Source organism: Streptomyces johnsoniae, from assembly GCF_031845565.1.
GTDB classification, from domain to species: domain Bacteria; phylum Actinomycetota; class Actinomycetes; order Streptomycetales; family Streptomycetaceae; genus Streptomyces; species Streptomyces johnsoniae.
Genome location: NZ_JAVREV010000001.1, coordinates 1 through 12099, shown reverse-complemented (window position 1 = coordinate 12099; position 12099 = coordinate 1). Strand labels below are relative to the sequence as shown.

Genomic DNA, 12099 nt, shown 5'->3' with positions numbered 1-12099 from the left:
GGCACCACCGACAGCACTCCGGGTAGGGTGTCCGCCGCAGTCCGTGCACAAGGGGAGGGGAGCAACACCGTGAGCACGACCGCGACCGTCGGCTTCTGCCGTGTCACCATCGCCGCGCCCAACAGCCGTACCGACATGGCGCTGCCGGAGGACTTCCCGCTCGCCGAGCTGTACCCGGAGATCCTGCACCTCACCGGCCTCACCCCCGACCCGGGCACCCCCGTCGGCTACCACCTCGTCCGCCGCGACGGCACGGTGCTCGACGGCGCGCGCACCCTGGCGGGGCAGCGCGTGCTGGACGGCGAGGTGCTGGCCCTGCGCCCGTTCGCCGACTCCCTGCCGCCGCCGGTCCACGACGACGTGACCGACGCGGTCGCCGATGCCGTCGCCGGCGACCGGCGGCTCTGGCAGGACCGCATGCTGCGGCTCGCGGGCCTCACCGCCGCCGGCTGCCTCGGCGCGCTCGTCGCCGTCGTCCTGTGGTTCGGCGAGCCGGAACGGCACGAGATGCACGGCCTGCCCGGCGTCATCGCGGGCATCCTCGCCGTGCTCCTCGCCGCCTTCGCCGCCGTCCGCGCCCGCGTCTACGACGACCACGCGGCCGCCGTGACGTTCGGCCTCGCCGCTCTGCCGCACGCCCTCGTCGCGGGCACCGGCGTGCTGCCGCTCGACGCCGGCCACGGGGTGGGCCGCCTGGAACTGCTGCTCGGCTGCGTCGCCGCCCTGCTGGTGTCCGTCGTGCTGATCGCGGCCATGCCCCAGACCGCGGGCTGGTTCGCCGCGAGCGCCTGCGCGGCGACGTTCGGCACGCTCGCGACGTTCGGCGCCATCCTCACCGAGGCGGACCCGGTGCACACGGCGGCCGTCTGTGCGCCCGTCGCCCTCGGCGCGCTGGGCTTCCTGCCCGCGCTGTCGGCGAGCCTGGTGCGGCTTCCCATCGGCTACACCGCCCCGCGCCCCGGCTACGACACCACCGACCCGGAGCAGCCCCAGACCCCGGCCCCGCCCGTCGACATCGAACGCATCGCCGCGCAGGCCCGCCGCGGCCACCAGCTGCTCCTCGGCCTCACCGGCGGCTGCGCCGTACTGGCCACCGTGTCCGTCGGCACGCTCGGCTTCTCGGGAAGCGGCTGGGGCCGGCTGCTCGCGCTGGCCACCGGTGTGGCCCTGCTCACGCGCGCCCGCCTCTTCCGGTACGCGGTCCAGGTCGCGGTGCTGCTCTCGGCCGGGCTCGTCTCCCTCGGGCTGCTCGTCGTCGGGGTCGCGGCGGACACCACGTCCGCGGCCGACGGCGGCTCGCCCGATCTGCGCACCGTCTGGCTGGCCGCGGCCCTCACCGCCGCGGCGGCGGTGCTGGCGACGATCGCCCTGGTCGTGCCGCGTGCCGGGCTGACCCCGTTCTGGGGCCGGGTGCTCGATCTCACCGAAGGGGCCGTATTGTTGTCCCTGATACCGCTGTGCCTCGCGGTGCTGGAGTTGTACGGCGAGGCCAGAGGACTGACCAGCGGCTGATGCCCTCCGAGTGTGCTCAGCTCGCCATCCTGTTGTAGCCTGCTTACCGGCCGTTTGCGTACGCGCCCCCGGAGTCTTCTGGAGGAAGCGCTCAGCGGGCCCCGCCTCCCGAGTTCCGGAAGCTCCCCTGCGGATCGGCCCAGGGGCACTCGGTGGCTACATCGGACACCACCAAGGAGCACGTGTGTCGTCACTCGACGCCGCCACGAAGCAGAAGATCATTGCCGAGTTCGCCACGAAGGACGGCGACACCGGCTCCCCCGAGGTCCAGGTGGCGCTGCTCTCGCGCCGCATCTCGGACCTCACCGAGCACCTGAAGACCCACAAGCACGACCACCACTCCCGCCGGGGCCTGCTGCTCCTGGTCGGCCAGCGCCGCCGCCTGCTGCAGTACCTGGCGCGCAAGGACATCCAGCGCTTCCGGACCCTGGTGGAACGGCTCGGTATCCGCCGCGGCGCCGCGGGCGCCAGGTAAGACGCCGACAAGGGAGCGGTCACCTCAACCGGGGCCGCTCCCTTCGCCGTATCCGGTCCGTCACGGACGGAAACCGCGCCGGGGACCGCCCGCCTTTGTAGGCTGGTCCTCAACGACATAACAGAGAAACCACGACGTATGCACGAGGCGGAGTGCCTTCTCACCGTCGCCGGTCCTCGGTAGTGGCCCCCGGGCTGCTGTCCCGGGAGCTTCGATCGATGGCCGGCCCGTCTGGAGGTGCTCCACCCCGCCGCCCCGCCCCCAGGACGGGGTGCAGAAGAGGAGACTTTCCAAGGTGGAGAACGAGACCCACTACGCCGAGGCCGTCATCGACAACGGCAGCTTCGGCACCCGCACGATCCGCTTCGAGACCGGCCGGCTGGCCAGGCAGGCCGCCGGGTCCGCCGTGGCCTACCTGGACGACGACACCATGGTGCTGTCGGCCACCACCGCCTCGAAGAACCCGAAGGACCAACTCGACTTCTTCCCGCTCACCGTCGACGTCGAGGAGCGGATGTACGCGGCCGGGAAGATTCCCGGCTCCTTCTTCCGGCGCGAGGGACGCCCCTCCGAGGACGCTATCCTCACCTGCCGCCTGATCGACCGCCCGCTGCGCCCCTCGTTCAAGAAGGGCCTGCGGAACGAGATCCAGATCGTCGAGACGATCATGGCGCTCAACCCCGACCACCTGTACGACGTGGTCGCCATCAACGCCGCCTCCTGCTCGACGCAGCTGGCGGGCCTGCCGTTCTCCGGCCCCATCGGCGGCACCCGCGTCGCCCTCATCCGCGGCCAGTGGGTGGCGTTCCCCACGCACACGGAGCTGGAGGAGGCCGTCTTCGACATGGTCGTCGCCGGCCGTGTCCTGGCCGACGGCGATGTCGCGATCATGATGGTCGAGGCCGAGGCGACCGAGAAGACGATCGAGCTGGTCAAGGGCGGCGCCCAGGCGCCGACCGAAGAGGTCGTCGCCGCCGGCCTCGATGCCGCGAAGCCGTTCATCAAGGTCCTGTGCCGGGCGCAGTCCGACCTCGCCGCCAAGGCGGCCAAGCCGACCGGCGAGTTCCCCGTCTTCCTCGACTTCCAGGACGACGTGCTGGAGTCCCTGTCCGCCGCCGTGCGCGACGAGCTGGCGCAGGCGCTGACCATCGCGGGCAAGCAGGAGCGCGAGACGGAGCTGGACCGCATCAAGACGGTGGCCGCCGAGAAGCTGCTGCCGCAGTTCGACGGGCGCGAGAAGGAGATCTCCGCCGCCTACCGCGCGCTGACCAAGGCGCTGGTGCGCGAGCGCGTCATCCGCGACAAGGTCCGCATCGACGGCCGCGGTGTCACCGACATCCGCACGCTGGCCGCCGAGGTCGAGGCGATCCCGCGGGTGCACGGCTCCGCGCTGTTCGAGCGCGGCGAGACGCAGATCCTCGGCGTCACCACGCTCAACATGCTGCGCATGGAGCAGCAGCTGGACACCCTTTCGCCGGTGACCCGCAAGCGCTACATGCACAACTACAACTTCCCGCCCTACTCCACCGGTGAGACCGGCCGCGTCGGTTCCCCGAAGCGCCGCGAGATCGGCCACGGCGCGCTCGCCGAGCGGGCCCTGGTCCCGGTGCTGCCGACGCGCGAGGAGTTCCCGTACGCCATCAGGCAGGTCTCCGAGGCCCTCGGGTCCAACGGCTCGACCTCCATGGGCTCCGTCTGCGCCTCCACCATGTCGCTGCTGAACGCGGGCGTGCCGCTGAAGGCCCCGGTCGCGGGCATCGCGATGGGCCTGATCTCCCAGGAGATCGAGGGGGAGACCCACTACGTCACCCTCACCGACATCCTCGGTACGGAGGACGCCTACGGCGACATGGACTTCAAGGTCGCCGGCACCCGCCAGTTCGTCACCGCGCTCCAGCTCGACACCAAGCTGGACGGCATCCCGGCCTCGGTGCTCGCCGCCGCGCTGAAGCAGGCCAGGGACGCCCGGCTGCACATCCTCGACGTGATGAGCGAGGCCATCGACGTTCCGGACGAGATGTCGCCGAACGCGCCGCGCATCATCACCGTCAAGATCCCGGTGGACAAGATCGGCGAGGTCATCGGCCCCAAGGGCAAGATGATCAACCAGATCCAGGAGGACACCGGCGCCGACATCACCATCGAGGACGACGGCACGATCTACATCGGCGCGGCCGACGGCCCGGCCGCCGAGGCCGCCCGCACCACGATCAACGGCATCGCCAACCCGACGATGCCCGAGGTCGGTGAGCGTTACCTGGGCACGGTGGTCAAGACGACGACGTTCGGCGCGTTCGTCTCGCTGCTCCCGGGCAAGGACGGTCTGCTGCACATCTCGCAGATCCGCAAGCTGGCCGGCGGCAAGCGCGTGGAGAACGTGGACGACGTGCTGGGCGTCGGCCAGAAGGTGCAGGTCGAGATCGCCGAGATCGACCAGCGCGGGAAGCTCTCCCTGATCCCCGTCCTGGAGGAGGAGTCCGCCGACGCCACGGCCGAGGGCGCCGACGAGGCCGGGAAGGACACCGCCGACCAGTGAGGCGCACCCCCCGTTCGACGGCCCGCCCCACCGCTCCGGTGGGGCGGGCCGTGCCCCGTCCGCGGCGCGCGGAGCCGGGCGCGGGCACCGTTCGCAAGACCGTACTCCCCGGGGGCCTGCGGATCGTGACCGAGGCTGTTCCCTCGGTCAGGTCCGTCACGTTCGGCATCTGGGCGGGCGTCGGCTCGCGCGACGAGACGCCGGCGCTCAACGGAGCCACCCACTACCTCGAACATCTGTTGTTCAAGGGCACCGAACGGCGTACCGCCCTGGACATCTCCTCGGCCATCGACGCGGTCGGCGGCGAGATGAACGCCTTCACCACCAAGGAGTTCACCTGCTACTACGCGCGGGTGCTCGACACCGACCTGCCGCTGGCCATCGACGTCGTGTGCGACATGCTCACCGGCTCGGTGATCGCGCCGGAGGAGGTCGAGGCGGAGCGCGACGTCATCCTCGAAGAGATCGCGATGACGGAGGACGACCCGAGTGACGGTGTGCACGACCTCTTCGCCCGGACGCTGCTCGGCGACAGCCCACTGGGCCGCCCGGTGCTGGGCACGGTCGACACGGTCAACGCGCTGACGCGGGACCGCATCGCCCGTTTCTACCGGCGCCACTACGAGCCGACCCGGCTGGTCGTCACCGCCGCGGGCAATCTGGACCATGCCGCCGTCGTCGACCAGGTGCGCACCGCCTTCGAGACGGCGGGCGCGCTGAACGGCACGACGGCCGGGCCCGCGCCGCACCGCACCGGGCGGCGCGGCATCAGGGCCGCGGGTCGCGTCGAGGTGCAGGAGCGGCCGACGGAGCAGGCCCACCTCGTGCTCGGCATGCCCGGCGTCTCCCGGCACGACGAGCGGCGCTGGGCGCTCGGCGTGCTGTCCGCGGCGCTGGGCGGCGGGATGAGTTCCCGCCTCTTCCAGGAGATCCGTGAGAAGCGCGGCCTGGCGTACAACGTCTACACGCACACCTCCGGCTACGCCGACTGCGGCATCTTCGGCGTCTACGCCGGCTGCCGCCCCGACCGGCTGGGCGACGTGCTGAAGATCTGCCGCGAGCAGCTCGCCGACGTGGCGCGGCACGGCCTCGGCGACGATGAGACGCGCCGTGCCATCGGCCAGCTGGCCGGGTCGACCGTGCTGGGGCTTGAGGACACCGGCTCGCTGATGCACCGCCTGGGCAAGAGCGAGGTGTGCTGGGGCGGGCAGCTCTCCGTGGACGAGCTGCTCGACCGGATCTCCGCGGTCACCCCCGACGACGTCCACCAGGTCGCCCGCGAGGTGCTCGGCCACCGGCCCTCGCTGTCCGTCATCGGCCCGCTGGACGACCGGCAGGCCGCGGGCCTGCCGGACGCCGTTGCCTGAACCAGATCCAGGAGCAAGCAGGATGAAGAAGCTGCGCGTGGCCGTGATCGGCGCCCGCGGACGCATGGGAGCAGAGGCCGTCCGCGCGGTCGCCGAGGCCGAGGACATGGAGCTGGTCGCGGCCATCGGCCGCGGTGACGCGCTGACGGAGCTGGTCGACGCGGGCGCCGAGGTGGCGGTCGAGCTGACGCACCCCGACGCGGTGATGGGCAATCTGGAGTTCTGCGCGCGCCACGGCATCCACGGTGTCGTCGGCACCACCGGGTGGACGTCCGAGCGCCTCGACGAGCTGAACGGCTGGCTCGCCGATTCGCCGGGCACCGGCGTCCTGATCGCGCCGAACTTCGGCATCGGCGCGGTGCTCACGATGCGGTTCGCCCAGCAGGCGGCCCGTTTCTTCGAGTCCGTGGAGATCGTCGAGCTGCATCACCCGGACAAGGCCGACGCGCCGAGCGGCACGGCGGTGCGCACCGCCCAGCTGATCGCCGGCGCCCGGCGGGAGGCCGGCCTGGCCGCGCAGCCCGACGCGACCAGCGCGTCCCTGGCCGGGGCCCGCGGCGCGGACGTCGAGGGGGTGCCCGTGCACGCGGTGCGGCTGCGGGGCCTGGTCGCGCACCAGGAGGTGCTGTTCGGCGACGAGGGCGAGATCTTCACCCTGCGGCACGACTCGATGAACCGCGGCTCGTTCATGCCGGGCGTGCTGCTCGGCGTGCGGCGGGTCGGTGGCGTGCCGGGCCTCACGTTCGGCCTGGAGCACTTCATGGAGCTGGACGGCTAGCCGTGCGCGACAGGCTGGTGCTGTTCGGGCTGTGCACCGTTCTGGTCGTCTACTTCGGCCTGGTCGGGCACCGCGGGGTGCTGCTGATGCGCGAGGGCACCTGGGTGACGGTGCCGCTGGGCGCGGCGGTGCTGGTGCTGCCGCTGCTCGGGGTGTGGTTCCTGTGGCGGAGCCTGCGGTTCGTGCTCGGCGCGAACCGGCTGGCCCGCGCCCTGGAGGCCGAGGGCGGCCTGCCGGCGGACGATCTGGCGCGGACGCCGAGCGGGCGTATCGACCCCGCCGCGGCGGACGCGGTCTTCGCGGCGCGGCGGGCGGAGACCGAGGCGCGGCCGGAGGACTGGCGGTGCTGGTTCCGGCTGGCGGTGGCCTATCACGACGCGCGGGACACCCCGCGCGCCCGCAAGGCGATGCAGCACGCCATCGGGCTGCACGCCGGCCGGCGGTCCGCCGCGGCCCGCGACTGACAGGCCGCCGCGACGGCCCGCCGCGCCTAGTGGTGCTCGGCGGCCCACGCCTCCAGCACGTCGGCGGCCCGGTTGAACGCCTCGGGCCTGGCCAGGAAGTCGGCGTTGTGGTCGGTCAGCAGCGTGCGCAGGGGCTCGCCGCGGCGCCGTTCGATGAGCAGGGCCTGGCCCTGAACGCTGCGCGGGGTCCCGAGCCACTTCACGGGCTGCTGGACGGTGCTCACGCGGGTGATCTCGCGCCACCGCAGCGTTCGCGTGCGCAGCAGCCCGACGCGGCGCAGCCCGTGCGTGCTGACCCAGATGCCCATGCGCAGCAGGCGCAGAGCGAACGCGATGGCCGCCACCGCGGCCCCGAGCGTGGCCCCGGCGCCGGCCGGGGAACCGGCCATGATGATGATCATGGCCGAGATGAGCATGTAGGCGGCGATGAGCAGCGTCACCGCGGCGGCGGCGACGCGCCAGGGGCCCGGGCGGTACGGGCGGCGCCATTGGTCCTGCTCGGCGTGCGGCAGCGCTTCCTCGGGCGCGTGGCCCGCGGAGTCGTGGTCGGCCGCGAGAAAGGTCAGGGGCACGGCTGGGTCCTCGTTCGTATCACAGGCGGCATCACGGGGGGACGGTGCTGTGAACGGTGAGGCTACCGTGGTCAGTGACCTTCGGCCGCCTCCGGTGCCTCGGGAACGGGCCGGTGTTCCACGTCGAGGGCGGGGCGGGCGAGCAGCAGCGCACCTATGAGCCCGGATATCGCGACAAGGCCGACGAGGGCGCCGCCGAGAAGCCGGGCGACGGAGGGCCGGCCGCGCGGTACGGCGACATTGCTCCGGAAGTCGTCGTGATACGTCATGCGGGCTCTCCTCCCCCGATTGGCTCAAAGTCAAGTTTATCAGCCGAACAATCCGACTCATGGGCCGGAGCCCGTTTTGCCCGGCCCGCCGGACGGGGGTGTCAGTGCCTGGCCGTAGGGTGGAGCCGCTTCGTCCACCGCCCTGCACCTGGAAGGATTCCCGGTGACCGAGACGCCGACATTTCGTAGCGACATCACCGTTGAGCTGGTCAAACACAGCGCTTCTGACGCGGACGTGCTGTTCGCCGCCCGCGTCTCGACGGCGGGGGAGCAGTCCCTGGAGGAGATCGGCAAGGACCCGGCGCGTTCCAAAGGGCTGATCAACTTCCTGATGCGCGACCGGCACGGGAGCCCGTTCGAGCACAATTCGATGACCTTCCTCGTCCGTGCGCCGATCTTCGTCTTCCGCGAGTTCCACCGGCACCGGGTCGGCTGGTCGTACAACGAGGAGTCGGGGCGCTACCGGCAGCTCGACCCCGAGTTCTACCTCCCGGGCGAGGACCGCAAGCTCGTGCAGCAGGGCCGCCCGGGCAAGTACGAGTTCGTGCCGGGGACGGCGGAGCAGCACGCGCTGGTCGGCAAGGTCATGGAGGAGTCGTACCGGCAGGGCTACGCCGCCTACCGGGAGCTGCTGGCCGCCGGTGTCGCCCGGGAGGTCGCGCGCGCGGTCCTGCCGGTCGGTCTCTTCTCCTCGATGTACGCGACGTGCAACGCCCGCTCGCTGATGCACTTTCTCGGCTTGCGCACCCAGGACGAGCGGGCGGCGGTGCCCTCGTTCCCGCAGCGGGAGATCGAGATGGTGGGCGAGCGGATGGAGGAGGAGTGGGCGCGCCTGATGCCGCTGACGCACGCCGCGTTCAATGCGAACGGCCGGGTCGCGCCGTAGCGGACGAGCCGCCGGGCCCAGCCCGAGCGAGGTGTCCGTATTGCGACATTTCGCGAAGTTCATTTAGGGTGAATGAACGGACCCGGCACTGTCTGAACCCCCGAGCAGGCAGTGCCGGGCTCCACCGGTTGAGCGCCCCGATGGGCGCGCGCACGCTGAGCTGCGAGTAGCGTGGAACCTATGGCTCCGACCTCCACACCGCAGACCCCCTTCGGACGGGTCCTGACCGCCATGGTGTCGCCGTTCGCGGCGGATGGCTCGCTCGACGTCGAAGGCGCCCAGCGCCTCGCCGCCCACCTGGTGGATGCCGGCAATGACGGCCTCATCGTCAACGGCACCACCGGTGAGTCCCCGACCACCAGCGATGTGGAGAAAACCCGGCTGGTGCGCGCCGTCGTGGAAGCCGTGGGCGACCGCGCCCACGTCGTCGCGGGCGTCGGCACGAACGACACGCGGCACAGCATCGAGCTGGCCCGCGCCGCCGAGGAGGCCGGCGCCCACGGGCTCCTCACGGTCACGCCGTACTACAACAAGCCCCCGCAGGAAGGTCTCCTGCGGCACTTCACCGCCATCGCCGACGCCACCGCACTGCCCGTGATGCTCTACGACATCCCGGGCCGCACCGGCGTCCCGATCAACACCGAGACCATGGTCAGGCTCGCCGAGCACCCGCGCATCGTCGCGAACAAGGACGCCAAGGGCGACCTGGGCCGTGCCAGCTGGGCCATCGCGACCACCGGCCTCGCCTGGTACTCGGGCGACGACATGCTCAACCTGCCGCTGCTGTCCGTTGGCGCGGTGGGTTTCGTCTCCGTCGTCGGCCACGTCGTCACGCCCGAGTTGCGGGCCCTCGTGGACGCGCACGCCGGCGGCGACGTCGCCAAGGCCACCGAGATCCACCAGAAGCTGCTGCCGGTGTTCACCGGCATGTTCCGCACACAGGGTGTGATCACCTCCAAGGCCGCGCTCGGTTTGCTCGGTCTGCCCGGCGGCCCGCTCCGTCTCCCGCTGGTCGGTCTCACCCCGGAGGAAACCGATCAGCTCAAGCGGGATCTGACGGCCGGTGGGGTACAAATCTAAGAACAAAAACGTTGCCTGTTCGACGCGGCCCACCGCGTCGAGGGTGATAACTGAATACCGACCAATGCACAGAGACACGCGCGCCATGCTGCCCGGATCGAGGCATGTGGCGCGCGTGGTCAGGAGAGTCTCTTGAGTCATCCGCACCCAGAACTCGGCGCGCCGCCGAAGCTTCCTGAGGGTGGCCTGCGCGTTACCCCGCTCGGCGGCCTCGGCGAGATCGGCCGCAACATGACCATCTTCGAATACGGCGGACGGCTGCTCGTCGTCGACTGCGGCGTGCTCTTTCCCGAACAGGAGCAGCCCGGGATCGACCTGATCCTGCCGGATTTCAGCTCCATCAGGGACCGTCTCGACGACATCGACGGCATCGTGCTGACGCACGGCCACGAGGACCACATCGGTGGCGTGCCCTACCTGCTCCGCGAGAAGCCGGACATTCCGCTGATCGGCTCCAAGCTGACGCTCGCCCTGCTCGAAGCGAAGCTCCAGGAGCACCGCATCCGCCCCTACACGCTGGAGGTGCGCGAGGGCCACCGCGAGCGGATCGGCCCCTTCGACTGCGAGTTCGTCTCGGTCAACCACTCCATCCCCGACGCGCTCGCCGTGGCGATCCGCACCCCGGCCGGCATGGCCGTGCACACCGGGGACTTCAAGATGGACCAGCTGCCGCTCGACGGCCGCCTCACCGACCTGCGCGCTTTCGCGCGCCTCGGGGAGGAGGGCATCGACCTGCTGCTCTCCGACTCGACGAACGCCGAAGTACCGGGCTTCGTTCCTCCGGAGCGGGAGATCTCCGGCGTGCTGCGCCAGGTCTTCGCGCGGGCCGAGAAGCGGATCATCGTGGCCAGCTTCGCCAGCCACGTGCACCGCATCCAGCAGATCGTGGACGCCGCGTACGAGCACGGCCGCCGGATCGCGTTCGTCGGCCGCTCCATGGTCCGCAACATGGGCATCGCCCGGGACCTCGGCTACCTGCGTGTGCCCGCCGGTCTCGTGGTCGACGTGAAGGTGCTCGACGACCTTGCGGACCGGGAAGTCGTCCTTGTCTGCACCGGCTCCCAGGGCGAGCCGATGGCCGCCCTGTCCCGGATGGCCAACCGCGACCACCAGATCCGGATCGTCGAGGGCGACACGGTCATCCTGGCGTCCTCGCTGATCCCCGGCAACGAGAACGCGGTCTACCGCGTGATCAACGGCCTGACCCGGTGGGGCGCCAACGTCATCCACAAGGGCAACGCCAAGGTGCACGTGTCCGGCCACGCCTCGGCGGGCGAGCTGCTGTACTTCTACAACATCTGCCGCCCGAAGAACCTGATGCCCGTCCACGGGGAGTGGCGTCACCTGCGCGCCAACGCGGAGCTTGGCGCGGCAACGGGCGTGCCCGCGGAGCGCATTGTCATCGCCGAGGACGGCGTGGCCGTCGACCTGCTGGACGGCAAGGCGAAGATCGCGGGCAAGGTCCAGGCCGGTTACGTGTACGTGGACGGCCTGTCGGTGGGCGACGTCACCGAGTCCAGCCTGAAGGACCGCCGCATCCTGGGAGATGAAGGCTTCATCACCGTCTTCGTGGTCGTGGACAGCAGCACGGGCAAGATCGTCAGTGGCCCGAGCATCCACACCAGGGGCTCCGGCATCGAGGAGTCCGACTTCGCCGCTGTCATTCCGAAGATCGACGAGGTCCTGGCCCGCTCGGCGCAGGACGGCGTGGTCGAGCCCCACCAACTCCAGCAACTGGTACGCCGGACGGTCGGCAAGTGGGTCTCGGACACCTACCGACGGCGTCCGATGATCATGCCGGTCGTCGTCGACGTCTGACCGTCATCTGGCAGCGGAGCGACTGGATTTGCGTCCAGGCGCTCCGCTCCAGTACGTTTACGACACCGCCGCAACGGGAAGCCGGGAGCAGCTGACTGCTCCGGCCCACCAGGCGGTACGAGCAGACGTCCTTCGGAGCGTCCGTTCCTTGAGAACTCAACAGCGTGCCAAAAGTCAACGCCAATGTTTTGTAGGCCGAGATGGTTTCTTGGTCTTTTGTTTTACAGTTCAGCGAGGTTATTGCTCGCGTGGATTGTTTCTTTGAAGCATTCACGGAGAGTTTGATCCTGGCTCAGGACGAACGCTGGCGGCGTGCTTAACACATGCAAGTCGAACGATGAT

At 70.7% G+C, this 12099-nt stretch carries 11 protein-coding genes and 1 rRNA gene; 10 read left to right on the top strand and 2 right to left on the bottom strand.

What is annotated here, in order from left to right:
- Nucleotides 1-69: 69 nt before the first annotated feature.
- From eccD to RM779_RS00035, 6 genes are all read left to right on the top strand, one after another.
- The gene (gene eccD, locus RM779_RS00060) at nt 70-1512 is read left to right on the top strand and encodes a type VII secretion integral membrane protein EccD (RefSeq protein WP_311614452.1); all 1443 of its coding nucleotides are present in this window, start codon (nt 70-72) and stop codon (nt 1510-1512) included.
- 184 nt (nt 1513-1696) lie between these two features.
- Complete coding sequence (gene rpsO, locus RM779_RS00055) at nt 1697-1987, top strand: 30S ribosomal protein S15 (protein WP_311614450.1); 291 nt, start codon at nt 1697-1699, stop codon at nt 1985-1987.
- Nucleotides 1988-2282: 295 nt separating this feature from the next.
- The gene (locus RM779_RS00050; RefSeq protein ID WP_311614448.1) at nt 2283-4523 is read left to right on the top strand and encodes a polyribonucleotide nucleotidyltransferase; all 2241 of its coding nucleotides are present in this window, start codon (nt 2283-2285) and stop codon (nt 4521-4523) included.
- Nucleotides 4520-5890, top strand: a complete 1371-nt coding sequence (locus RM779_RS00045; RefSeq protein ID WP_311614446.1) for a M16 family metallopeptidase — start codon at nt 4520-4522, stop codon at nt 5888-5890. Before RM779_RS00050 ends, RM779_RS00045 begins: the two co-directional genes overlap by 4 nt.
- A gap of 22 nt (nt 5891-5912) precedes the next feature.
- On the top strand, nt 5913-6668 hold the full coding sequence (gene dapB, locus RM779_RS00040; protein ID WP_311614444.1) for a 4-hydroxy-tetrahydrodipicolinate reductase: 756 nt from the start codon (nt 5913-5915) through the stop codon (nt 6666-6668).
- A 2-nt stretch (nt 6669-6670) separates the two neighbouring features.
- On the top strand, nt 6671-7132 hold the full coding sequence (locus RM779_RS00035; protein WP_311614441.1) for a hypothetical protein: 462 nt from the start codon (nt 6671-6673) through the stop codon (nt 7130-7132).
- A gap of 26 nt (nt 7133-7158) precedes the next feature.
- Here RM779_RS00035 and RM779_RS00030 read toward each other — a convergent pair whose 3' ends face one another.
- On the bottom strand, nt 7159-7704 hold the full coding sequence (locus tag RM779_RS00030) for a hypothetical protein (protein ID WP_311614439.1): 546 nt from the start codon (nt 7702-7704) through the stop codon (nt 7159-7161).
- Between the two features lie 71 nt (nt 7705-7775).
- Nucleotides 7776-7973 (bottom strand): hypothetical protein, encoded by a 198-nt coding sequence (locus RM779_RS00025; RefSeq protein WP_311614433.1) that lies wholly within the window; start codon nt 7971-7973, stop codon nt 7776-7778.
- A gap of 163 nt (nt 7974-8136) precedes the next feature.
- Between RM779_RS00025 and thyX the strand changes: the two genes are divergently transcribed.
- The 4 genes from thyX to RM779_RS00005 form a co-directional block, all read left to right on the top strand.
- Nucleotides 8137-8859 (top strand): FAD-dependent thymidylate synthase, encoded by a 723-nt coding sequence (gene thyX / locus RM779_RS00020; protein WP_311614432.1) that lies wholly within the window; start codon nt 8137-8139, stop codon nt 8857-8859.
- A gap of 180 nt (nt 8860-9039) precedes the next feature.
- Nucleotides 9040-9939, top strand: a complete 900-nt coding sequence (dapA, locus tag RM779_RS00015; RefSeq protein WP_311614430.1) for a 4-hydroxy-tetrahydrodipicolinate synthase — start codon at nt 9040-9042, stop codon at nt 9937-9939.
- Between the two features lie 132 nt (nt 9940-10071).
- Nucleotides 10072-11757 (top strand): ribonuclease J, encoded by a 1686-nt coding sequence (locus RM779_RS00010; RefSeq protein WP_311614428.1) that lies wholly within the window; start codon nt 10072-10074, stop codon nt 11755-11757.
- A gap of 269 nt (nt 11758-12026) precedes the next feature.
- A 16S ribosomal RNA gene (locus RM779_RS00005) occupies nt 12027-12099 on the top strand; the annotation flags it as partial.

What these genes read in the sequence shown, in the direction of transcription:
- dapB (WP_311614444.1), top strand. Translation starts at nt 5,913, where the DNA reads ATGAAGAAGCTGCGCGTGGCCGTGATCGGCGCCCGCGGACGCATGGGA.
- RM779_RS00025 (WP_311614433.1), bottom strand. Translation starts at nt 7,973, where the DNA reads ATGACGTATCACGACGACTTCCGGAGCAATGTCGCCGTACCGCGCGGC.
- dapA (WP_311614430.1), top strand. Translation starts at nt 9,040, where the DNA reads ATGGCTCCGACCTCCACACCGCAGACCCCCTTCGGACGGGTCCTGACC.